Consider the following 24,914-nt stretch of genomic DNA (forward strand, 5'->3'; position numbering starts at 1 on the left):
CGCCCTACACCGCAGAGCGTTACGCCGAGCTTGCACTGTCGGAAACCGATACCGATTTTCCATCAGTCGCCGCGGCACTGAGGCGTGTGCCAAAAACCGGCGGCCGCCCCAACGTTAACAACACTAAACCGCCAACCAGTGTAGCTACAACACCATAGGTCAACAAACTGTTATAGTCGCCGGATGCCGCAAACAGCATCGCAAACATCAATGGTGCTGCGGCCGATACCACGGTAATCAAACCCTGATGAAACCCCATCAGTCTACCATAGTCTTTCATACCAAAAAAACGCGCCATAAGATACGCGGCCACATCAAATTCTGCGCCGGCCCCCATTCCGATAAGGGCAACCGCCAGCATAAGTACCGGCACAGTGTCACTGCCAACAAGAAACAAAACACAACCAATGGAAGGAATTGTCAAACTGGCCGCGGCGACTATTGTTGGACTATAGCGATCTAGAAAAAAACCTACCAGTAAGCGGCCAATAATCAGTGATGCCCCAAAAACACTGAATATCTTAGCCGCCTCGGCGCTGCTAAATCCCAGACTGTGTAATAGCGGTATTATATTAGTAATCATCCCGATGACTGCAGACACAACCAACGCGATGGCGAGATTACAAGCCCAATAATTACGCGACCTAAAACCTTGCTTAAAGTTAATACCAGGCAATTCTGTCGAGTGCGTGGGCGGCACCGAATCGTTTCCATTTTCCGTTTTATCGGTTACCGCTGGGCTAGTAACAGCCATCTCGCCTTGCTGGGGCAGATTAAACCACCCCCAAGCTAACGGGATTAAACCAATGTTTAACGCCGCCAATAGTACGAACGCGGCCTGCCAACCCCACTGCTCTATACACCAACCAAGTAGCACCGGCATCACTACCGCGGTCATACCCGTACCTGATAAGCCAATGGCCAGCGCCAGTCCACGGTGCTGTACAAACCACAACCCGATTAACTGGGTCCAGGTAATAGCCAATGCCCCCATCCCAATGATCGGTAATATTCCAAACATCAGATACAACGTCCAGATTGATTGATTAAAAACCACTGTACACGCTAAATACCCCAGCGCCATCAATAACAGCGACAGTATCGTCGTTGTACGAATTCCCAACCATAAATTAACCCAGCCAACCGCCTGTAAACCGATCACAGCGCCACCATACAAAAATGTAATAGCCACTTGTTGACTGCCTTTGTCCCAACCAAACGCCGCCTCAAACGGTATTACTAAAGCTCCGAAGCCATAGAGCAAGACCGCATTTATACTGATAGCAATACCCAACAAAGAGAGCAGTAGAATTTGCCATCCGCGTTTAAACTCAAATAAATTCATATCCGTACTAAACCCTTTATCCGCCGAGAGGCGTTCATTATTATGTTATCTCGCCAAGCATCAATCCGGTGCGGCGTTGCGATTGATTAAAGCGTTAGCCGCGACATAGCCAAAAGTCATGCCTAACGTATTATTACCACCGTTGCCTGGGGCTTTGCCACGCCAAAGTGAATTCATATCCAAACCAATGGCTTGCAACCCAGCTATCGGATTTCCTTGCTCGTCGAGTACTTGTGCCTGTTCATTAACCCGCAACCCTACCGTTGTTGTGGTATCGCCGGGATACACCTTTACGGCGTAGAAAGGGCCAACCTCTATGCGCCCCAAACACGGGTTCGGAGAATGATTCTTATCACCCAAGGCTGTATCCCCCGGACCTTGTCCACGATTAAAATCCTCATCGCGCCCGACCTTGGCAAATTCATTAAAACGACCTACGGTGGTCTGTAACTGCGCCTCGGGCAATTCCAACTTCTTCGCCAATTCGGCCAGTGTCTCACCTGAAGTGAGGTAGCCCTCGCGAAGCATTTTATTCAGGCCGATGCCTCCAGGTCGCACTAAGCCCAAACCGTATTTTTTGATAAACCTATGATCACAAAGTAAATACGCTGGTACTGAGCCAGTACGATGCATTGGTTCGACTAAGTTGGTCGCAGATTCGTTACCGAAGCGCTCTGCTCGCTGATTCACTGCTATGCAACCAGGTTTGCCTCTATCTAGAAATAAGTGGGGAAACTTGATCACACTGCCATCAAGCGCCACATGCAATGACACCACAACCCAACCGGCATTACTGATATTTTCACCATCAAATGTGGCGCCAAGCTGTAGGCCAGCCTGAATCCCATCCCCCGTATTCCCCTCCGGAACCAACGATACATGATGCTCAGGAAATGGAATATAGCGCTCCCGCATTTCCACATTAGCTGAAAACCCACCACAAGCCGAAATAACCCCTCGCCGCACATTGACTTGTATTTCTCTTTCTTGATTTTTAATCACTATGCCAGTCACCCGTTCCTGTGCGGCGGCATCAGCGCTGGTGCAAGTATCCGTAATCAAATCGGTCATATGAGAACGGTTCCAAAGCTCGACACCCTGTTGTACGCAAGATAGCAACAACCGGGCCGCTAGCGCGTTCCCCATCGTTAATCGCGTACTTCTCCCTCGGCGTATTTTATCAACCCCAAACCGAATCAATAACTTGCCCAAATAGAGAAAAGAGGCCAACGATTTTTTCGCATTAGCAATATGCTCGACATCGTCTAGGCCAATCATAAAACCGCCGGGTGCATTAAACTCGCTCAGCGGTGCTCGTAGCGTAGCAAACCAATCGCCCAGTTCTTTACCATCAAACTCAACAGGCGATAACAGGCGCCCATTGTCCTTGTACCCTTGAGAATCAGGGTGCCAATCAGGAAACCCCTGCTGTAAGGTAAATTGCACTTGGCTGTGCTGCGACAGAAAATCCACCATCGCAGGCGCATTTTCTAAAAAAGCATCAACTAAGTCTGCCCGAACACTTGAACCAACCACATTATGAATATAGTCGCGAGCCTGTTCCGTCGAATCGTCTACTCCAGCTTCCATAGCCTGAGTACTGCACGGGACCCAGATACCGCCGCCCGACCAAGCCGTGGTGCCGCCAAAGAAGTCCGTTTTTTCAATTAACAAAACATCTAAGCCTGATATGGCGGCAACTAAAGCTGCTGTCATACCCGCTCCCCCGGAGCCCACTACAACAACATCTTTCTCAAGTACTTTTAACATACACGTTACTTCACTTCTTATTGTTCTATACACCCAATATTTCAACAAACAGAAAACACACTGGATTTACAAAGTTAACATAGCTATGCGATGGACAAAGGGAGTATTAACGGAATGACTTTCCTTTGGGTAAAACATTTTTATTGTAGAATCTCGACAGCCTTACTTTTTTGTGAAACCCTTTAACGCTTAATAATAAAATGGCAATAAAGGAATTTACTATGCGCGATCCTTATAAAATAATTATCTGGGGACCGGGGCGAATGGGCAGCATCTGTATTTGGGAGATGGCAAATTCCAAGGCATTTGAGATCGTCGGTATCAAAGCTTACTCTGAAAAAAAAGCCGGTATCGACGCAGGCACTCTAATCGGCATAGATCCCATTGGGGTTGTGGCCACCACTGATGCAGAGGCACTTTTAGCGATTGATTGCGATTGTGTCGTTTATACTGCACACGACGAAGGCACTTATCACACCGATGCCGAAATTTTGCAAATACTCGCCGCGGGTAAAAACATCGTGACGCCTCTGCCGTATCAAAACGCGCATTTATTTCGCGAGCAGGAATTTGTAGACCAACTTCGCGCGGCCTGTGAAACAGGTCAATCGACTTTTTACGCTGGTGGTATCGACCCAGACTTAATACCCAATCGCGTGCTGCTTGCGTTAACAGGGGGCTGCGCCGACGTAAAAAGCATTCACTTACAAGAAAACTGGGATTGCAGTGAGGCAGCCCCAGGTCCGTTGCAATACATCGGCTTTGGCCAAGCGCCAGAAGACGCAAAGAAAATTACCGTGTCTCAAACCATGGCGGCCAATTTCACTAAAGCGATTGTGCACACCGCTGAAAAAGTCTTGGGGGTGACGTATGACCGCATCGAAGAGAGCCACGATTACATTCCAGCCAAAGCAGATATTCACGAACCCTTTTTAATCAAAGCAGGCACCGTGGGTCGCATTACTCATCGGATGTCAGGTTACGTTGACAGCATCGGGACAGCCCCATTGTTTACCATTGAATACCACTGGTTAATCGGTGACAGCATGCTGCCGGAAGGTACCCAACCCGGACAATATTATGTCGCCACCATCGAAGGCCGCCCTTCAATGAAGATGACACTGGATTTTTCGGTATCCAACCACAGTGACGAAAGCTTCTTTAAGATGGGTAACATGGATGTCGAACCAAGCTATATCGCGACCATCATCCCATGCGTACAAGCAATCCCCTTTGTTGTGTCCGCACAGCCTGGATTACAAGACTCATTTGACCCCTCCATTAACTGGAAACAGGATCTAAGACACTAGACCACCCAAACAAAAGCCGACCCGCGCTCGCCAAACTCAGGTCGTAGCGTGGTGTTGGCTTACAACATAACGGCGCAGAGGTTTACCAATTGTCAGGCACCCGTACAGCCAGTACATCCGCCTGCGCACATAAGTTGTCTTCGCTGAAAAGCCGACACACCACCCGCGTCTTGCGAGGACTGAGCGACTCTAACTCGGCCTTCAATAGCACGGGAGAATCAATAGGTACCGGTTGCTTGTAGGCGATGTCCATACTGCCGGTGACAAAAGCAATAGACTCTCCTTCGCTTATGGCCCTCCCCTCTGTTCGGTAGGCTAAAGCAATCGCTGAGCATATTGAATGACAGTCCAGTAGGGTTGCCATGATACCGCCATTCAAGTAACGAGTCGGGCCGGCACAATGATGTGGTTTAGCGGTAAATCGACATACCGCCGTGCCATCATCGGCCCAGTAGCTCTTAATTTTTAAGCCTTGATCATTATCCGCACCACAACCGAAACAGTGGTTTTTTTGTAACTGATCCTGAAATGCAATCTCAATATCCTGCATACCACTCCCCACTTATATTCTTAAAGAATACGGAAATGACGCGCCGTTACGTACCGGCGCTGCCTGCATAATTGATCAGTTTACCTGTAATTTCGATTTACTACACCCGGCCAACCACCGGAATCAAAGCGCCAGTTACCGCACTTGAATTAGGCGAGGTTAAAAATAATATTACTTTTGCCAGCTCATCAGGCGACACCCAAGCACTGAAATCAGCATCCGGCATATCGGCTCGATTCACCGGAGTATCAACAATGCTGGGAAGTACTGCATTGAAGCGGATTTGACCTTTGTATTCGTCGGCTAACGACTCTGTCAGCTTGGCAACCGCCGCTTTGGATGCGGTGTATGCCGCAACACCCATTTCCGACTTTAAGGCACTGTTGGCACTGATATTAACCACACTTGAGTGGAGGCCTTTACTCAAAAACGGCAGTGCCGATTGCGTAGAAATCACCGCAGTGCGAACATTGATATTGTACATTTTATCCCAACTGCCGATATCACTGCCCGAAAAGGTTTCCCAAGTGAACCCACCGGCGATATTGATTAACGAGTCCAACCCACCCATTGCCTCACTGGCGTCTAAAAATACCTTGCCAGCCTGCTCTGAGGACGATAAATCCACACCACCAAATTGATGGAGATTTTCATGGTCGCGCGCGCTATCGGCTGGAGCATAATCAATAGCGGCGACCACAGCGCCTGATTTGAGAGCCAACTGCACAACGGCTGCACCTAATGCACCAAATGCCCCAGTAACGGCCACTCGCCTAGTGGAATTGCTCATAGTATGTAAGCCTCATTTATTGTTCTGATATTGACCCCGACAACCAGAATTTAAACACATTTATTTTTTGTGTTCAACAAATGCGCCACCCTCAAGTGAGTCCTGCCGTAAGCTTTGAATTGCACGCTAATCGATCGGGAATGCTTGACAAGTCGCACCAACACAACACGATTTACTGCCCCGACTCGGTTATAAGCAAGCGGGCCGTTTGGACCCGCCCTGCATCCTAGGAACAAACGATGACGGTTATATTGGCACTATAGGTTGGACAGCGCGGTCATACCGGCCTACACCGACATCAGAATCGGCCGATAGAACTGTAGGACGCGGTTGATCCAATATGGTTTGGGGCGGGGAAATAATGGCTTTATTTAGGCCCAAATCGAATGCCGGCATCCAAGCGAATCGTTTGACCATTCAACATCGGGTTCTCAACGATACTTTTAGCCAACATGGCGTATTCCTCTGGCAACCCCATTCGCTTTGGAAAAGCGCAATCTTTGGTTAGCACACCGACCATTTCTTCCGGAATGGCTTGCGTGGCGCCAGTAGCGAATAAACTAGGCGCAATTGCCATAACGCGAATACCTAAGCTTCCGAGGTCACGAGCCATCGGCAGTATCATGCCGGCAACGCCGGCCTTTGCGGCGGCATAAGCTACCTGGCCAATTTGGCCCTCGAACGCCGCGATGGAGGCGGTGTTAACCAGCACGCCTCGCTCACCCATCGCATCGGGCTGCTCGTCTTTCATAATATCCGCCGCTATACGGCAAATATTAAATGTCGCCGTAAGGCTTAAGTCCAATACTTTGGTAAAAGACGCCATGTCGTGAGGGCCTTTTTTGGTTAACGTGCGCATAGCAATACCGCCACCCGCCGTAGTTACCACAATATTTAATCCCCCAAGCTGTTCTGCAATAGCCCGCAGGCTTTTTTCCAAGCCTTCGTAATCCAAAATATCACACGCTTGAAACGCAATACCCATCTCCGCGGCAATGGCCTCACCATTGGAAGATGCCAAATCCATAATGGCGACCTTGGCGCCACTGTCATGAAGCAACTTAACAGTGGCAAGCGCCATCCCCGAGGCGCCACCGATAACAATGGCTTTTTTATTTTGAATGTGCATCGTGTCGTTTTTCCTTTGATTGAATTAACAGAGCGAAGAGGTTTAACCGTTCGACGGGGAATGACATTGTGGGCATCCGACCCGATCCTTAAAGGCACCAGCAAAACGGAGTAAAAAGAAGTCGTTGTCATGAGATAACACAACATTTACTCGCACCACTGCCCACGAAAAAACAGTTGAAAAGAAACTTCTAGCATCAGACAAACCTGCTCGACAGTCGCCCGAAGCCCTATTCAGACACTGGAAAAACTCGACGAGACTATTTGCCTTTTGACTCGTCACACATACCCGTTAAGGTTCGAGCAACTATCCGAGTCATACCGGCCCACATAGCCTCAGCACCAACCCCCCGATTCACCGTCTCCAAATCGGTAGCGGCCAACCGCTCCATCGCCGCTACCAGCACAGAGGCCTCGGCGGTGGCGTCGGTCCGAGTAAGCTTCGACCGCTTCGGAAAGGCCGCAAAAATGTGGTCTGCAAATCGGTTAACGATACGAATAGACGTGCGCAACCGTATGGCTTCAAACGCCGGATCACCTCGATCGGCCTCCAAATTACGGTAACGAAGCACTTCCCGATGCTTATCCCAAACCGAAACAAACGCTTTAACAACGCGCTCAGCATGGTCCAGATCCAGCGTATTCGGCTCCCAGGGCTCATCGAGGATGTCGTGTACCACTGACATATCCGCCTCGGCTGCCTGATTCAGAGCCAGCAAAATGCCTTTTACATCAGCAAAATACAGATAAAATGTCGCGGAAGAGGACTTTGCCTTTTTCGCAATCGCTACCGCCGTAAGCTCCACTGGCGAACTTGTTTTTAACAATTGTAACGCGGCATTCATCAACCGCTGACGCGTCTCAAGGCCCTTTCTACCTAGAGACTGGCCATGTTTGTTTGTCTTAACCACTATATTCATATTGCTATCGCCTGTTTAAAGCAATTTTCCTCGGTAAATATCCCGCCAATTTGAACAACTGTGTCCATACTAACTCAGCTCGAGATATAGGCCCTGCTAACACTGTGTCAGTATACCACCAAGCGAAGATTTGAAATAACGACCGCACGGCCACGGGCAATCACACTTACCACGAAGGCTTAGCAAGAAGCCAAAGAAAGGCTCCCTATTACCGAAACTTAAACAGGCGTTTAGGGCATACTTAACGTGTTGCCCCCGCAAATAACTGATGATATATTAGTTTCTATAAAACAATAATACAAGTGTGAATTCGCTTGCTAACCATGACAACAGATTGATGCCAGGAGTCAGTGCAACGATGAACGTGAAAGAATTGCCCTTTTCAATGAAACCCGTAGGCTGGTTTCAGATCGGCTGGAGCGATGAAATCGCCAATGCGACCATCAAGCCGATAAAATACTTTGGAGAAGAAATGATCGCCTTTCGCACCGAGCAAGGCGTACTGCACGTGATGGAAGCGCATTGCCACCACCTGGGAGCTCATTTGGGCTATGGAGGTAAAGTGACCGGCGACCAAATCACTTGCCCTTACCACGGCTGGCAATGGAATAGTGAAGGTAAAAACACGCACATCCCCTACCAAGAAAACTGTGTCAATAAGCGCCTTAAAACTTACCACATCAAAGAGCAACACGGCGTCATCTTTTTATGGCACGACCCCTCTGGTTCCGCGCCACGCTGGGGCCTTCCTCACATGTTTGATAGTTTTCGCGATTACTTGGACATGGACGAAAGCGCGTTTTACCCGATCTACCCTCACGGCACTCGACTGTGGCCAAAAGAAGAGGTCCACCCCCAAATTACCTTTGAAAACAGCGTTGATTCCATGCACTTTAGGTACGTGCACAACTCACCGTTAAACCCTGAGCTTTTAGAACAGGATTACCGAGAGAATGGCTCAGTATTTCGCACCCTATTTGGCTTTCGCTCAGTAAAACACAACGAAGAAATCACAATGACATTCGACACCCGAACCTCCGGAGTCGGCTGTTCATTTAATGTTTTCAAGGGATCCTATAATTACCGAGTTTTGTATTGTGCAACGCCAATTGATGACGCAAGCTCAGATCTCTTTAACACGATCTGGTGGCCCCGCAAACCCGGCGATAACGGCGACATGCCGGAAGACATACAACAGCGCGTAGACAAAGAAATTTTGACAACTGTCGACGAAGACCTATCTGTTTGGCGCCATCAAAAATATGTTCATCGCCCCTTGCTGGCCAAGCAGGATGTCAAAGCATTTAATGCTTTGCGTAAATTCCAAGCCGGCTTTTACGACCTCCCCCCCACGGATTAATTGCAGAGCTTATAATCGCTGCACCCAGTTACACTGACAGGGTGAAAAAGCCAACGCCCCGGACTCAGTAGTAACGCTCCTGACAGGTGCCCGGTGCCGCCTCAAAGGCGCGCCAAGTGCGATCGCCCCAGACCAATAAATGACACTATGTTAGTTTTTGTTTATAGTAATAGCCCCCGTAGCGTTTCGGAGTATTAATGTGAGCCAGAATAACGAAGAATTTAACAGTGAATTAACCTTGATTCATGATCAAGCTATGAAACTGTTACAAGATCAGGTAACGCCCGAACACCTTAAACAGCTGCTGGAGCAACCCGGAAGTTTTGATGAAAAGCTGTGGCAAACCGCGGTTGAGCTGGGCTGGCCCCTTTTGTCCGCGCCGGAGCGTTTCGGTGGGCTGGGAATGGACCTGGACGGACTGGTTACCTTAACTGAGATTCTGGGCCAAAAAACAGCCTCCCTTCCGCTAATCAGCGCATTTGTTGCACTAGACGCGATAACGCATTGCGGCGCAGAGCACCTACCCACAGAACAAGCAAACGCGATTGCCAGTGGCGCAGCGAAAGTTTGCCTAGCATTGGCTGAACCGGAAGAATCAGGCATCCCATCAATGCCTAACACTGCAATGGCGCACGGAAAACTGAATGGTATTAAGGCCATAAGCGCCTTTGCCAATGTTGCCGATATCGCACTGGTTAGCGCAACCGATGCAACACAAACAATCTTGGTGTTGGTTGACCTGCACCAAGCCGGTGTAACACGAACCGCGCAACCGGGCTTTGATCAGTCGCGTGCCGCAGCGAGCCTTTGCTTCAAGAATGCCTCAGCAATTCCATTAACCGAGGCCAACCTAGACCGAGCGCTCGGCCTTGCTGCACTCGCGACCGCTTTTGAACAGATTGGCGGTGCCGAAGCCGCCATGCTAATGGCCCGAGACTACGCGCTAGAACGACACGTATTCAACCAACCCATCGGGCGTTTTCAAGCAATAAAGCACAAAATTGCAGATATGTACTGGCGTATAGAGTTGGCTCGAGGCTGCGCATTGGATGCGTTACAGTCCTTTCAGGCCGGCGCCAGCAGCTGGCTTGGGTCAAGCGCTGCTGCGCGCATCGCCGCCACCGCCGCCTATGAGTTTACGGCCCAAGAAAACATAGAAACCCACGCCGGCATCGGCACCACCTGGGAGGGCATGCCGCAACACTATTATCGCCGTTCACGCGCTTTGGCCTTGGAACTGGGCAGCATCCATAGCTGGCGCAATAGGTTAATTCACCAAACTCATATCGCCCAGCCAGCCTTTCAAGAACCCGCCCTCCAAGAAGCTCTAGGCACCAGCGAAGAGCTCTATCAGTATCGATTGCAGGCCAGGGCCTGGCTAGCCCAACACGCTCCCGACTACAGCGGTGAGGTACGCCTTGGGTTAAGCCCTGAAGAAGACTTAGCTTTAGGGCGGCGCTGGCAGGCGTTAAAGCAAACATCCGGCTACGCCGCAATCAACTTGCCGGCAAAATGGGGTGGCGGCGGCAAAACCGAATTACATAAAATTATTTTCGGTGAAGAAGAGTTACGCTACCAGCTTCCCACCGAATATTTTGTTATCAGCACGGCACAGATAATGGCAATATTTCTGCGTTATGCACCAGAGCGCCAACGCGAAGAACTTGGGCCCAGAGCGATTTGTGGGGACGACATCTGGTGTCAAATGTTTTCCGAGCCCGCCGCCGGCTCTGATTTAGCGGCCGTTCGCTTAAAAGCCACTGCGGCCACGCGCAACGCGGTAGACGGCTGGGTACTGAGCGGACAAAAACTGTGGACCAGTTGGGCACACATTTCAAAATATGGGTTTGTGGTCGCGCGCACCGATCCATCAGTGGTCAAACATAAAGGTATTTCAACCTTCTATGTGGACATGAATACACCCGGAATTACCGTACGCCCCATTCGCCGCATGGCAGGCCAAAACGATGTTAACGAAGTCTTTTTCGATGATGTATTCATCCCCGACAGCCAGCGTCTCGGCCCCGTTAATAAAGGCTTTAATGTAGCCATGGAAATGCTGATGGTGGAGCGTATTGCTGGGGTATACGACGAAAGTATCGGCGGCGTGTCGTTGCCAGAACTGATAAAGCTCGCCCACCGATCGCGCATCGACGGACAACCTGCCATCGAAGACGGCCAAGTGCGCGCCGCGTTGGCGCAAGGTTATATTGAACGTTTGGGGCTACGCAACATTTACCGCCGGGCGATGGCTGCCATAGAAAATGGTAAAGAACCAGGCCCTGAAGGCTCCATACGCAAACTTATCCTGGGGCGAGCCCGGCAACAACAAGGCGCTTTGGCGCTGGATTTAATGGGCGCTCAAGGAGCCTACATGAACCCACAAGGAGACTTCCGCACGGACTTTGCCTGGTCTTGGATCGATCCTGCGGCGCGTATCGCCGGCGGCACAGATGAAGTTCTGCTCAGCACCATCGGCGAGCGAGTGCTGGGACTGCCTCAAGATCACCGGCCAGACAAAAATGTACCGTTTAATCAATTGTGATCAAGACGAAGGCCCACAAAACACGCAACCTTACACGACGGATTGAATCGGCTAACGCCGCTTGATCAGCCCACAAACTCAAGATACGAAGTCGATTATGGCCAACACTCCTTACCTTGAAAAAGACGCCATTATTTCTGGCGTCGGCCAATCCCAGATCGGTCGACGGTTGCCGCGTAACGGCTTGCAACTGACCATAGATGCCGTTAAATCCGCGCTCGACGATGCCGGACTAACACCCAGCGATATCGATGGTGTCGCCAGCTGGCCCGGTAAACTCGAAGCGCAGCAACCCGGGTTTTCTCCGGTTGGAATTACCGATTTAAAAGAAGCGATGGGACTGCAACTGAATTGGTACAGCGCCGGCTTTGAAGCAACCCAAATGTCGTCAATCATCAACGCCTGTATGGCCGTAGCTACCGGGCAGGCACGCCATGTTATTTGCTTTCGCACCATGACAGAAGCCACCAGCATGGCCAAGGGTAAACGCTCGAGTGTAATCGGTGCAGGTAACAACCGAATTGGCGGGTCGTTTCAATGGCAAATTCCATTCAATGCCTTTTCCGCGACCAATTGGGTGGGGTTAATTGCCTCACGTTACATCAAAGAGTTCGGCTTAACCCGCGAACAGCTCGCGCAAATCCCCATCAACGCTCGGCGCAATGCCTCACTAAATAGCCGCGCGATCTACCGAGAGATTATTACGCTTGACGACTATTTAGCCGCTCGTATGATTTCTTCGCCACTGTGCTTATACGACTGCGACGTGCCAATCGACGGCTCAACCGTAATAATTATCTCTCACAAAAATACCGCTGCGGATCTAAATTGCACGCCGATCCGCATAGAGGCTATTGCCGGTACGTTAAAAGGCCGGGACTCGTGGGATCAACAAACGGATTTAACTCGATTTAACGGTGATGCGACTGGTCAACGCTTATGGTCACGAACGGACCTGAAGGCGAAGGACGTTGATATTGCTCAACTCTACGACGGCTTTAGTTTTTTAACGCTATTGTGGCTGGAAGCACTGGGATTTTGCGGTAAAGGTGAGGCCGGAGAATTTATTGCCGGCGGCCGGCGGATAAGCCGAGATGGCCAGTTACCACTGAATACCCACGGTGGGCAAATTGGTGCCGGGCGAACGCACGGTTTCGGGTTTTTCTATGAGGCCGTCAAACAGATGCGCGGCCAAGCAGGCGAACATCAACTTAACACCCAGCCCCAAATAGCCGCCATCGCCAATGGCGGTGGCAACATTGCCGGTGCAGCGTTACTGGTACGGGACTAAGGAGACCGACAATAATGAATGATAGCGAAATGTTTAAACGTGCTATACCAGGGCCACTGCCCGAGCTGGACGACATCAACCACTTCTTTTGGACGTCCGGTGAAGACGGCTTACTGCGCTTCCAACAATGTGACGACTGCCATCACTGGCTGCACCCACCCAGTGTGTGTTGTCCAAAGTGCTTAAGTGAAAAGCTAACCCCACAGGCGGTGAGTGGGCAGGCAACGGTGGGCGCAGTCAGCATCAATTATCAACCGTGGATGCCCGATATGAAAGCCCCTTACGCAATTGCTATTGTAGAATTGGACGAACAACCCGGACTACACCTAACCACAAATATTGTTGGTTGCGACCCGCTTTCAGTATTTATTGGCCAGCGCGTAAAGGTTGTATTTGAACCCGCCGAAGATGTATGGCTGCCGTTATTTACCCCCATAACGGAAGCGTAAAACTATCGCCCCCCTTGGGCCTGAGCACAGGCGTACCCCAAAATGGGCGCCGCACAACCTTTTATAGGCGCTTAACTTATAGGCACTTAACTTATAGGCGCTTAACCCCTTGAGAATCTCTGAATAAGTCCAGATTCTCTCATGATCACTTGTTTAGTGACCAATCGGGCAGCGTCGATAAAAAATGCGGTATTCAACGTACCATCAGTGGGCTGTTAAATTTCCGCAAATCAGGTACGTAATTCGCAAAGTTGAACGGCAAGACGATACCTGGCTCTGCACCACACACGATAGGAATCGCCTGAATTAATGGAATAGCAGTAGCATAATAAGCCGGCAGCGTATGATCACCGGGCCGGCGTTCGAGATTCTCCTCCACCGAAGCCATTAATTGGAACTGCCCTCGCAGCGAAACCGGCTCACCTTCAATTTTAATATTGTAATAATCTCCTCGGTGCAATCCGGCCGGTAGGTCACGCTCATCAACATACCAGATCTCTTCTAACGTGATAAATTTCTTCCCCTCCACAATGGCATGGTACAGAAAATTCACTCCGTTGCGCCGACCCTTTTGTACCGTAAACGGAATGAGTTTTAGATCTTCACGCGCGACAAAATACTTTTTTTCAGAGTCTATACGATCCAATTTGACCCCCATCACCTTACAGGTCAGCGCGAGCGTTTCGCAATATCCGCGATCACCCACATTTTCAATCCAAGGAGTCGTAGACATCTCCGAATTGTAGCCTAAGCCGCGCATCATATCGGCGCTTTCTATATGGCTATTATCGGATAATTCCTGCACATGAATATGCTTGATAACGGTGCTAGCTCCGGTTAAGGTGCCGATAATTCTCTCGTACAGCCACCCTGGGTTAACACCCGTGCCATGTAAGCAACTGCCGCCTTTTTTACACGCAGCCTCTAACTTGTCGTGCAGCGCCTGATCATGATACGCCGGGTACCACCAACCAGCAGAGGTAACCAGGCTTTTACCCGATTCCAATAAACGACAAGCTATATTCGTGGCATCGCTGTTCAATTCCAGCTCTGCGCTCATATTAACCGAAAAAATTACCACATCGGCTTCCAGAGCGATCATAGCCTCTTGATCGGTGGTCATCGCCAATCCAACAGGGTTCATGCCCAGGAAAGTGCCCACATCCAACTCATTTTTATCCGCACTGTAGGCCAAAACTCCCACCAATTCTAATTCGGGCTTTTTCAATACTTCTTTCATGCAGGCCTTACCAACAATACCCGGCCCCCAGACAATCACTTTATAAGGAGCTCGCATTCTCAATGCCCTCTATTATTATCTTTATCGACTAACTTACGGAAATGACTGAGCGCATTTTCGCTAAGAAAGCAGCCACAGCCTTACTATGATTTATTGCGTACTGCTTAGCACTCAGAAACACCCAGGTGGTTTTACAGAGCCTTAAGCACAATTGCTTGTGACAACACCCAACACACCCCTTAATCCACACTGACGCTTTGGGCATGATGGCCTGAACGCATCACACACAATCAATTCCATCTCAATCAACTGAGCGAATACGCCAAAACCGCGCGTCTTCGGCACGCAGTTTTGCCGCAAGCCAATCCGCTTGTGTTTAGAAGTTATACCTCGCGGTCACACCCCAGTATGCTTGCGCGTTACGCGTTGATCGGCTAAGTACCCGACCTTGACCCGCGTAACCAGCAGAAGCAGTCAACGTATTTGCAAAATACTCATCGGTAATATTTTTACCAATAACCAATACCGTCCAGTTGCCTTCTTTACTCTCAAACCCAAGCGTCAAATCCAGCAAACCGTACTGCTCTTGAACCGTCAACGGGTCATAAGTTAATTGCATTTGCACATCGTCCTGCCAGGTATAACTGAGCATAGCGTATAGATCGAAAGGCAACGTATTGACCGGTATGTCGTAGCGGGAGCTAACCGAATAGGCCAACTCTGGGGTGTAGATCATGTTATTGCCAGAAACGTCTTGGGCAAACGTGCCACCACCGTTATCAATACTACACCCCTGAACGGCCGTTTGACCGGTATAGCAAGGTTGTATCAAATCACTGAGTTCAGAATCCTGAAGCGCGATATTGGCGCCTAAGGTTAAATATTCGGTTGGGCCCCAATCGACACTCAGCTCCAAACCCTGAGTCGTCACAGTACCCGCATTGATGGTTACCGTATTGATTGTGCCCGGTACCAATCTCGAGCTTTGTAGATCATCTACTTCCTGCCAAAACAGAGCACCATTTAATTGTACAGAACCGTCAAACCAGCGTGATTTTAAACCCAGCTCGATGGCTTGTGCGATAGAGGGATCTAACACGGCGTTGTCGACCGTGGCAGATCGTCCGATGTTAGCGCCCGCCCCGACAAAACCGCGAGACACGGATAAGTAAGTTTGCGCATCGGAGGAAAAATCCCACGTAAGACCCATTCGACCACTCCAGTCAGCAGACGTATCTTGACGACTGAATTCGGTCGAGCTGGTCAATAAATCAAGTAACGTCAACCCACCGAACGCGGCAATCGGTGTACTTAACGCCGGGTTATCGACATCGATAGATGAAAAGTCCTCCCCCCACGTTACCGCGCTCGACGGGACGACCACGCCACTGCCCAAATCAATAAACGGAATTTGATAAACGGCATTCGAATAATCGATGTCCATTTCTTCCTGGGTCCAGCGCAATCCGGCGAAGGCCGATAAAGATTCGGTTAGCTGAACAGTAAGATCCCCAAAGATGGCATAGCTATCCCACGTTGCGGTGGATTGTTTAGGGTCTGCACGGAAAATGCCGTTATTAAATAACGCCGTTGGCGCACTGTTGTCGGCTATCTCTTCCATATGGCTTAGATAAATTCCGCCAATCCAATCCATATTTTCACCCGAACTTTCTAAGCGCAGCTCTTCGCTAAAATATTCAACTTCATTCGCTATCGCCTCATCCGCTGGGCGAGTACTAAAATTCGTGTTCACCAAAGACACCAATCCCAAGCCCAGTGGATTCGTCGCATTGGCCGCCGAGTTGTCAACATCGATACCGGAATAGCTGGCGCTGCTACGATAGGCTGTCACCGATTTTAACGTCAGCTTATCGCTCAATTCGTGAGTCAAATCCAAGCTGAGACCATAGGCTTCCATATCGCCTTGCTGTTCAAAATCCTGGCCAGTCTTGAAGGGATCATCAATCGCCTGTTGTCCGCGCACAGGGTCGCCTGCACCAATCGCCGCTGTACGGATAGCGCCAATTACGTCGTAACTCAACCCAGAAACCGGATCGATACCTCCGGTTGCCGCCCCCGAATTAGCAACAGACTCAACGACATCAACGTGCTGGGCTCCTTCAGACGTTTTTTGATTGCGATAATCCGCACTGAATAAAAGCTCTGTGCCCTCACTAACCCGAACGTTAAATTTAGCCAACACGCCAAACGTTTCCTCACCACCCAAATCAGGGTTATTCGGATTGACGTTGTCTATGTATTCGTCACGATCTGTATAGGTTCCCGATAAACGCATGTTAACGTGATCAGTCAGCGCCGTGTTGTACATCAATCGCGTTGTGTATTCCCCATCGCCGGTAATCGTTTGTTGTGCATAGCCATCGGTTTCGCTGGTCGGCGCCGCTCTTACGATACTGACAACGCCACCGGTCGCGTTTCGTCCGTATAAAGTCCCTTGGGGGCCGCGCAGAATTTCGATTCGCTCCACATCACCCACATCGGCCGAAAACTCGCTGATTCTGGACAAAGGCACTCCATCCACCACCATCGAAACGCTGGGCTGAATGCCACCTTCAAACGACAAAGAGCCAACACCGCGAATAACAAAATTGTTGGAAAAGGGCATACCCCCCTTTTGGAATTGAACGGATGGCGTGGATACGGCCAGATCCTGGGCGTTGTTGATCGCGCGATTAGCCAGATCCCTGGCCTGCACGACGTCAACAGAAATAGGAACATCCTGGACGCTTTGCACGCGCTTTTGAGCCGTCACCACAATCTCTTCAAGTTGGGCCGCATGAAGGCTGGGTATTGATGCGGAGGCAAGGGCTAACACAATCGTATTTTTGCGAAAAGAAAGGCTTCTTCTCATTGCGTGAATCTCCAGAATTTTAGTTTTATTGTTATTTAGGGTGTGTATCTACTGATTCATAGCGGTATTTAAACAGTAAATAACAATGTGTCATTTTTACCCTTAATGCCTGACACGGATAAAACTGACCACTTGTCATTTTTATAGTTTTACCGCAACCAAAATCCAATAGCAAGAAAAAATGACTCTTCAACAGTTTTTGTAATAACAAGTTCGCATTAAAGCTATTATTAATCATAAATATGCATTTATTACTGACTTTTAAAAAAGGACGATACGTTATTTATTTCCAAACAGCCTAAGACAAACCCAAAATCAACAACTAAAATACCGTATTTTTTAGAAAGGTATATGAATAAGATTATTAACTAACATATTAATAGTTTTTAATTAAATCCCACTGGCTATCACTCGAAAGATAACGCCGGCTGCGTATCAACCGCGATCAGCACCCCCGTGTGGGCACACAGTTACGGCAAGAGAACAGATGTGCATCCGAAGCACATTGGTTTGCCCCGGTCAAAATGGGGTAACGTATCCTACCCGCGATCTTCTACCGTAATTCTGCCTAGCCGGTTTTGGGGGTTCAGCAAACAGACCGATCCGAAACGGACGGTTGGTATTCGAGCGCCGATCTCCCTTAGCGATGAATTAATACCTGAGAAAAGAAGCGTACAAATCGAACGATCCGAGCCCAGGTAATTACGCACCCTTGTCGGCCTGGCGAACGACCGGACTCAATTTAGGGCTACCCTGCTGTGGGCCTAGCGCCTGTGCATCCCGCCGCCGACCATTGGAACAGGAGACGATCCCCGCCCCTCCAGACCACCCCCTCCGACCGCAAAGACTCCAACTGCCAAGAACTGACTTGCTAGAAAAATAACATAGTGTTATTTTTGTTAACTAACACTTGGTCAGTTAAATACCAAGCCGCGCCACGATTGCTCGGCAAACTACCGACCGCACAATAACAATGATCCGCTACCCCAGCCGAAAACTCTTACCCTCGAGGCCTTTCCCACTATGGAATACAACGACATTAGCTACGAAAAAACCGGTAACATTCTGCGTATTTGTCATAACCGACCCGACAAAAGCAACGCCCAGTCAACACGACTACTCGCTGAACTGGACGACGCCCTGGAGCACGCCAAAAACGACGACGATGTTCGGGTATTAATTTTGGGGGGCACAGGCAAGCATTTTTCAGCCGGCCACGACCTGGTCGACGGCCTGAAATTACGGGGAGACTATACTGTTGAACAGCACTGGCAGTGGGAACAAGAACACTTTCTGGGTAACGCCATGCGCATTTGGGATTTTCCCAAACCTACCATTGCCGAGGTTAGCGGTGCCTGTATTGCTGCGGGCTTTATGGTGGCCAATTCGTGCGATTTGATGGTTGCCAGTGAAGACGCCTATTTTTCAGACCCAGTCCTGCACTCCATGGGCGCGGCCTCGGTAGAAGCACTAGTGCACCCTTGGGTGCTCGGCCTAAGAAAGGCCAAAGAATTACTGTATACCGGCGGTCGAATAAGTGCACAAGAAGGCAAAGAATGGGGCATGATTAACCACGTAGTCCCGCGCGAGGAACTGGAAACCTTCACGATGAAGCTGGCCCAACAGATCGCCAAAGCACCGCCCAACGCCATGCGCATGCTTAAACGCTCTCTCAATCGTACTGCGGACATTCAAGGTTATCGCAACGCGATTAATGCCCACTTCGATACGCACACTGTCAGCTCGTCTACCAAAGAGTTTTGGGACATCGTCAATAAAGGCGCCGCCCACATGGTTGAAGGCGGCAAAAAATCGAGCTCCTAGCGCTCCCTACTTAATGGCGTAACCGAGCTGCCCTACCCAATTGTTAGGCAGCCGGCCTGCTCACTATTTTCATCCACGTTAAGCGCCGCCAAAGGATTAGCGCTTGACGCGTATTTGCTGTTTAAGCTCAACGGTATGCAACTTTAAGCTGGATGTTCTGGGTATCGCCTCCAGCCAGAAAAAATCAACCGGTATTTGCTGCGCGTTAAGATAACGCCGACAGAACGCTTTCATCGCGACCGCATCCGGTTTTATCGCCCCCTGAGCCAATACTAATGCCGCCACAGGAACCTCACCCAATCGTTCGTCTGCCACCCCGACAACGCCGGCGTCGGCGATTGCCGGATGAGCCCGCAAGGTTTCGGCTATGGCTTCAGGAGCCAGTTTGAAACCGCCCCGAAAGATCGTGTCGTCATCCCGCCCAACAAACCACATGAACCCCTGATCATCCAGACGCGCCAAGTCAGAGGTGCGCACCCAATCTGGGCCAACTCGATCAGCGTTAACCTCTAAAATACCCGTCCGATTCGGCCCTAGAATCTCACCACTGTCGCGATCGATTACACGTAATGAAACACCGGGTAAAGGGCGCCCACAACTGCCTCGTTTGCTGTCGCCAAATCGTTCCAAATCGGCCGAGGTCCACGTCGTGACTACGCCACAAAATTCACTGGCGCCGTAACTTAAATTAACGGGGATGCCCAAAGTGTCGACGAAATAATCGTGCACTTTACGATCCAACGGCGCCGCTCCGGTGCGTACCACGTTAATCCCAGCTAAAGTCTCCCGATCGACACCACGCTGCATTAGCATACTCATGGCAGCCGGAGGAATGTCCGCGGTTGAAGGTTGATAACGGCGCACAAACTCAAGCCAAATATCGACGTCGAATTTTTCCATTAAGGCTATTGGGTTACCCATTAAGGCAGGGGGAGTAACGGCGTATATGCCGCTAATGTTTGCCAATGGCAACGCAATAATCAGCGCAGATTGTGCTCCATCACCTTGCATATTGCGGATACTGGCCACTGCCGCTTGAGCGCTGGCCTGTAAATTTTCTAACGACAAGCGAATCCGTTTTGGGGTTCCCGTGGTGCCACTGCTCAGAGTTTCCACCGCCACACCCGGTAAAACAGGACGTTGACTCAAGGACGCAACGGTGTGCGAAAGGTCAACAATAGAAACACCGGCCTCGCTGATACCGATCGCTTGAGTGCCTACCTCTCGAGCGGCCGCCAATGTGTGCTCGTTCCAGTCTTGCGTGTCCGCGATGACCACCGGTAACCGTAACTGACGAATATCAGCGGCGATTTTTTCCGGTGATTGATAACCGTAAACCATTGCTGGCACACGTTGATGAGCCAGCAATCCCCACAGACACGCCACGTGGTGCGCGCGCGTATGCGCCACAAACCCCACCCGCTCGGCTACCAGCGTTCCCAATTGTTCCAGGCAATGCCCAAGCTGCTCGTTAAACTCTTGGACGAATTGCCAAGTATAAATCCGACCGGCAAAGTCAATTGCCATATCACCGCACGGCCGACTCATCGTCCGCTGTAATTGGGCCACCAGGGCGGTTCGTGACATAAGCCACTCCTATACCTGTCTATCCACTATTGTTATCGATGTGCTTAAACACGCTCGCCGACCATGCTACCACACACTAACTAAATATTTGTTAGCTATGGAGGGGAGTGGCCGGCGACTCGGCCCATAGCACACCCCTTTGCCATTATATTAACAATTATTAGGCCGACATACCGAGAACCTAAAAAACTGACATTTTATTGTTTATTGTGGCAAACCGGGTAACAAAGCGCTACCATAACTGACATATAGTTATTTATAGGCGATATACCTAAAACGTATCTCTCCTGCGATTTAGCTCAACTCTAGCCTGCGCGAATACGGGAACCATTGAAATTTATGACTACGAAAACCACCGCTGCTGCGCCTTACAAACTCGATTATAAAACCGTTAAGAACTGGCAATTTGACCCACTCATAAGCCGCTACACACAGGCCGATGTCATCACCTATGCAAAAGGTATTGGGGTAGGAATGGCAGGCCCCCTACAAGCCGAGGAATCAAAATACCTACTTGCAGGTGACCACCTGTCGGTATTGCCCACGATGGCGGTGGTAATGAATCAGGGCGAAATGTGGACACAAGATCCGCGCACGGGAATCGATTGGACTAAAACCGTGCACGTTGAAGAATCGATTACCCTCGAACGCCCCATACCAAGCACTGGCGAGTTGACGGCAACCTTTGGCGTTGATGAGATCTACGATAAAGGCGAGGGCAAAGGCGCTTTAATGTACGAACACCGCAAGCTACACGACAGCAACGGCCTAGTTGCAACGGTCAATATTGCCACCTATTTACGCGGCAACGGCGGCTTTGGCGGGCAATCCACAGGAGGCCCAAAACCCACCCCCGTACCAAACGATCGTCCGGCGGATGCGGTCATCAAGCTTTCAACGCCGACCAGCGAAAACACAACCTATCAATTAGGGCCGGAATTCGTTGAAGCCGTAAAAACAGAATTATTAACGTCAAGTGCCCCCATGTTGCGTGGCGTTTGCTCGTTTGGTATCGCTGGCCGAGCCGTGTTAAAACTGACTTGCGACAATCAACCAGCGCGCCTTCGACACTTAGGCTTGCGCTACGTTGCGCCGGTATTTTGTGATGAAACTCTGGAAACAGAAGTGTGGTTTATCGGCCCAGGCAAAGCCGCCTTTCGCATCAGTTGCCTAGAGCGAGAGTGCTTAGTAATGACCAACGGTTTAGCGGAATTCGATTTACAATAGCCCACGTTTACCCGTCATAATAAAGTTAATAGACACTTGACCAGCCAAGAATTGGATGGGTACCGGATTATAGTGCGACCCATTAAATAAGCGATGCCCGACCGTTATCGATTACCGTAACCTTACGATCTGGCACGCTAACCCTAAACGATACGTCGCCGCCATCCACCCAGGCTTCAGTACGCAATGTTTCACCGGGAAAACAAGGGCGAGTAAACCGCACATCCAACTCAGTTATTTTTTGAGGGTCGCCGTCGCAAACTGTTTTGGTTAGCGCTGCGGCCGCCACCCCCATGGTCGCCAACCCCTGTAAAATAGGCCGCTCAAAACCCGCCTGCTGTGCAATTTTTGGATCAGCATGCAACGGGTTCATATCGCCATTTAAACGATATAACAGCGCGGTTTGTGGCATCAATTTACAATCCCATGAAACATCGGCGTTGCGCTCGGGAACAACATGCGGCTTAGGCGCTGACCCACCCGAGCCCCCCATTCCGCCATCCCCACGACAAAAAAGTGTTTGCTCCATCGTGACGAGCTTTTCATTCGTCTGAGCATCAAATAAACACCGCTCAAAATACACCAGAGCGCCTTTGCCCTCACCCTTATCAATCACATCTCGTACCTTACCACGGCCGACAATATCGCCCTCAATAGGCAGCGTTTTATGCAGTTTAATAAATTGTCCGCCGTGAACAATTTTAACGAAATCCAAGCCACTTTTTTGCTCACGCGGCCAAAACCCAGGGTGAGCTAAGACCACGGGTAACGTCGGCAAAGCTTTAAGGTCTTTTTCATAAACCATCGTTAAGTCGGTTTCGTTTAAGGGATCGGCTCCCAAACCCAAGCTGAGCGCGTAAAGCATTGTGTCTTTTGCACAGTAGCTACTGCGAACATCTGGAATGTTTAACTGCATTAATTCTGTATAGGTTGTCGCCATATTGACTGCCAATTACCGATCATTAAGTAAGATGCCAAAAACACACAGTAAAGCTTATTTACCGTTAAAGTGCGACGCTCTTTTTTCGCGGAAGGCCGCCACCCCATCCTCGTGGTCTTGCGTCAAATACAGGGCAGGTTGGTGATCAACTTCTGCGCGCAAGACCGCCTCTAAAGTCGCTTCCCCTTTAGCGTAGACGGCCTTGACTAGCGCCACCGGAATCGGTGCCGAACCACTCCATTGTTCGGCCGTAACGAAGGCATTGTGTTTTGCACAGCCCACATCGGTAAGCGCATCGATCATACCCAAATCCTGGGCTTCGTCAGATTGAACAGCGCGCGCCGTGAAAAAGAGTTGTTTGGCTTTAGCGACACCAATGCGTTGCGGTAAACTCCACATCAAACCCATATCGGGTATCAGCCCCACTTTATTGAATACCGCGCAAAAGCGGGAAGACTGACTCGCAACGACCCAATCACACGCCATCGCCAGAGACAACCCAAGACCGTAAGCGATGCCTTCTACAGCGCAAATTGTGGGCTTCGGTCCGGCGCTGAGCAGACGAATGATCCGGTGAGCCCGCTCTATACGCAGGCGCGAGCCCAACAACGGTCGGTCTGCTTGCATCTCGGACACATCCCCTCCAGCACAAAAGTGATCACCTGCCCCGGCCAGCACTATCGCCCGACAGCGAACATCGGCGTGCGCCGTTTCAAGAGCGGCTATCATGTCGATCACCATTTGTGTCGAAAGGGCATTGCGGCTTTTAGGATTATCCAACGTCAAACAGGTTATCCCGTTGTACGACGTCACTGAAATGGCACCAGCCATACGATTTCCTCAATATTTATTTAACAGCCTGTCACACTAAGCCGACCTTACCGGTAAGTACTCCCATAACGACACGAGCGGTATCTTCAGGGTGATCCAGCATTAAATGATGGTAAGCACCATCTACGGCAATGGGCCCCCTACCTTGCGGTAAAGCGTGAACAACACTAGCCGCCCGCTCAGCGCTAACGATTGAGCTCATCGTTCCGTAAATAATCGATACAGGTAACGTTAATTTAGTCGCGACATCAGCCAGTGCTAATGGCTCAATTTTTGACAGGTTCGGATCAAACTTCCAACACCATCCGCCTTCAATATTGCACATACTTTTGTGAGCCAATGCCACCAACAATTTTGGCTCAATTGGTTGTGGAGGCGATAATCGAAAAGCCGCCGCCGCCAATTCAGCACTGGGGTATAACCGACGATTGCCTATGGGTACCGGGCCGAACTCACTGACCTCGCCTGGCAACACGCAATAGCTGTCCAAGATCAATAACTGGCTGGCAATACTGGGGTTAGCCGCCGCAGCCACCAGGGTAATTTGCCCTCCCCAGCTGTGCGCAATAATTGCGCTCACAACCTGCTTCGTATAATGGCTAATATAATCCACAACGCATTGTAAATCCCAAGCGTGGCCATCTTGGCTATAACCGTTGGCACCACGTGTTTCTGCACGTCGTTCGCTATCACCCATCCCGGAGAAATCCATCGCAAATACGCGGTAGCGAGTGGATAAGATGGGTAAAATACCGTCCCACCAAGATAAATGAGCGCGATGCCCATGCACTAATAACAGTACGGGTTTATCCGGTGTGTCTTTGAGGTGCTCGACCACATGTAGATTTACACCTCGACTCAATACCCGATGGGTAACGGGCTTTTGCGCATCACCCAACTGTTTACTCATGACCTTCAACCTTTTTGGCGCAAAG

The 24,914-nt window shown here is 50.1% G+C and carries 19 protein-coding genes; 7 read left to right on the forward strand and 12 right to left on the reverse strand.

Annotation, left to right across the window (positions count from 1 at the left end):
- Positions 1–19: 19 nt before the first annotated feature.
- Both ACGHM3_RS17205 and ACGHM3_RS17210 read right to left on the reverse strand, forming a co-directional pair.
- Entirely contained in the window at positions 20–1,345 is a 1,326-nt protein-coding gene (locus ACGHM3_RS17205; protein WP_345425594.1) for an MFS transporter, read from the reverse strand.
- A 60-nt stretch (positions 1,346–1,405) separates the two neighbouring features.
- Positions 1,406–3,148: an FAD-dependent oxidoreductase gene (locus tag ACGHM3_RS17210; RefSeq protein ID WP_345425596.1), complete on the reverse strand. Its 1,743-nt coding sequence runs from the start codon at positions 3,146–3,148 to the stop codon at positions 1,406–1,408.
- Positions 3,149–3,336: 188 nt separating this feature from the next.
- On the opposite strand from ACGHM3_RS17210, the gene ACGHM3_RS17215 reads away from it, so the two are divergent.
- A complete protein-coding gene (locus ACGHM3_RS17215; protein WP_390517315.1) occupies positions 3,337–4,425 on the forward strand; it encodes a hypothetical protein in 1,089 nt (362 codons plus the stop codon).
- 82 nt (positions 4,426–4,507) lie between these two features.
- Here the strand turns inward: ACGHM3_RS17215 and ACGHM3_RS17220 are convergent, their stop codons facing one another.
- The 4 genes from ACGHM3_RS17220 to ACGHM3_RS17235 form a co-directional block, all read right to left on the reverse strand.
- Positions 4,508–4,975, reverse strand: a complete 468-nt coding sequence (locus ACGHM3_RS17220; protein ID WP_345425601.1) for a PaaI family thioesterase — start codon at positions 4,973–4,975, stop codon at positions 4,508–4,510.
- A 100-nt stretch (positions 4,976–5,075) separates the two neighbouring features.
- Entirely contained in the window at positions 5,076–5,765 is a 690-nt protein-coding gene (locus tag ACGHM3_RS17225; protein WP_345425603.1) for an SDR family NAD(P)-dependent oxidoreductase, read from the reverse strand.
- Between the two features lie 367 nt (positions 5,766–6,132).
- Positions 6,133–6,894 carry an SDR family NAD(P)-dependent oxidoreductase gene (locus ACGHM3_RS17230; protein WP_345425606.1) on the reverse strand — a complete coding sequence of 254 codons (762 nt, stop codon included), beginning with the start codon at positions 6,892–6,894 and terminating at the stop codon, positions 6,133–6,135.
- Positions 6,895–7,153: 259 nt separating this feature from the next.
- The gene (locus ACGHM3_RS17235; protein WP_345425609.1) at positions 7,154–7,813 is read right to left on the reverse strand and encodes a TetR/AcrR family transcriptional regulator; all 660 of its coding nucleotides are present in this window, start codon (positions 7,811–7,813) and stop codon (positions 7,154–7,156) included.
- A gap of 358 nt (positions 7,814–8,171) precedes the next feature.
- Between ACGHM3_RS17235 and ACGHM3_RS17240 the strand changes: the two genes are divergently transcribed.
- The 4 genes from ACGHM3_RS17240 (at position 8,172) to ACGHM3_RS17255 (ending at position 13,458) form a co-directional block, all read left to right on the forward strand.
- Positions 8,172–9,173, forward strand: coding sequence for a Rieske 2Fe-2S domain-containing protein (locus ACGHM3_RS17240; protein ID WP_345425612.1), 1,002 nt, complete (start codon positions 8,172–8,174; stop codon positions 9,171–9,173).
- A 199-nt stretch (positions 9,174–9,372) separates the two neighbouring features.
- Complete coding sequence (locus tag ACGHM3_RS17245; protein ID WP_345425615.1) at positions 9,373–11,718, forward strand: acyl-CoA dehydrogenase; 2,346 nt, start codon at positions 9,373–9,375, stop codon at positions 11,716–11,718.
- A 97-nt stretch (positions 11,719–11,815) separates the two neighbouring features.
- Positions 11,816–13,009 (forward strand): thiolase family protein, encoded by a 1,194-nt coding sequence (locus ACGHM3_RS17250; RefSeq protein WP_345425617.1) that lies wholly within the window; start codon positions 11,816–11,818, stop codon positions 13,007–13,009.
- 14 nt (positions 13,010–13,023) lie between these two features.
- The gene (locus ACGHM3_RS17255; protein WP_345425620.1) at positions 13,024–13,458 is read left to right on the forward strand and encodes an OB-fold domain-containing protein; all 435 of its coding nucleotides are present in this window, start codon (positions 13,024–13,026) and stop codon (positions 13,456–13,458) included.
- A gap of 193 nt (positions 13,459–13,651) precedes the next feature.
- On the opposite strand, the gene ACGHM3_RS17260 is transcribed toward ACGHM3_RS17255, so the two are convergent.
- On the reverse strand, positions 13,652–14,755 hold the full coding sequence (locus ACGHM3_RS17260; RefSeq protein WP_345425623.1) for a hypothetical protein: 1,104 nt from the start codon (positions 14,753–14,755) through the stop codon (positions 13,652–13,654).
- Between the two features lie 319 nt (positions 14,756–15,074).
- Complete coding sequence (locus tag ACGHM3_RS17265; protein WP_345425626.1) at positions 15,075–17,570, reverse strand: TonB-dependent receptor domain-containing protein; 2,496 nt, start codon at positions 17,568–17,570, stop codon at positions 15,075–15,077.
- A 1,023-nt stretch (positions 17,571–18,593) separates the two neighbouring features.
- Here ACGHM3_RS17265 and ACGHM3_RS17270 point away from each other — a divergent pair.
- Positions 18,594–19,394 carry an enoyl-CoA hydratase gene (locus tag ACGHM3_RS17270; protein WP_345425628.1) on the forward strand — a complete coding sequence of 267 codons (801 nt, stop codon included), beginning with the start codon at positions 18,594–18,596 and terminating at the stop codon, positions 19,392–19,394.
- A gap of 96 nt (positions 19,395–19,490) precedes the next feature.
- Here ACGHM3_RS17270 and ACGHM3_RS17275 read toward each other — a convergent pair whose 3' ends face one another.
- Positions 19,491–20,981, reverse strand: a complete 1,491-nt coding sequence (locus ACGHM3_RS17275) for a fatty acid--CoA ligase family protein (RefSeq protein ID WP_345425631.1) — start codon at positions 20,979–20,981, stop codon at positions 19,491–19,493.
- 339 nt (positions 20,982–21,320) lie between these two features.
- On the opposite strand from ACGHM3_RS17275, the gene ACGHM3_RS17280 reads away from it, so the two are divergent.
- Complete coding sequence (locus ACGHM3_RS17280) at positions 21,321–22,208, forward strand: MaoC/PaaZ C-terminal domain-containing protein (protein WP_345425634.1); 888 nt, start codon at positions 21,321–21,323, stop codon at positions 22,206–22,208.
- An 82-nt stretch (positions 22,209–22,290) separates the two neighbouring features.
- Here ACGHM3_RS17280 and ACGHM3_RS17285 read toward each other — a convergent pair whose 3' ends face one another.
- From ACGHM3_RS17285 to ACGHM3_RS17295, 3 genes are read right to left on the reverse strand one after another with little or no spacing between them, the layout of a single operon-like run.
- Complete coding sequence (locus ACGHM3_RS17285) at positions 22,291–23,148, reverse strand: MaoC/PaaZ C-terminal domain-containing protein (RefSeq protein WP_345425636.1); 858 nt, start codon at positions 23,146–23,148, stop codon at positions 22,291–22,293.
- A 54-nt stretch (positions 23,149–23,202) separates the two neighbouring features.
- Positions 23,203–23,979, reverse strand: coding sequence for an enoyl-CoA hydratase/isomerase family protein (locus tag ACGHM3_RS17290; protein ID WP_345425640.1), 777 nt, complete (start codon positions 23,977–23,979; stop codon positions 23,203–23,205).
- A gap of 31 nt (positions 23,980–24,010) precedes the next feature.
- Positions 24,011–24,889 carry an alpha/beta hydrolase gene (locus tag ACGHM3_RS17295; protein WP_345425642.1) on the reverse strand — a complete coding sequence of 293 codons (879 nt, stop codon included), beginning with the start codon at positions 24,887–24,889 and terminating at the stop codon, positions 24,011–24,013.
- Positions 24,890–24,914: the final 25 nt, after the last annotated feature.

The sequence above is a fragment of the Halioxenophilus aromaticivorans genome (assembly GCF_042850945.1).
GTDB lineage: Bacteria > Pseudomonadota > Gammaproteobacteria > Pseudomonadales > Cellvibrionaceae > Halioxenophilus > Halioxenophilus aromaticivorans.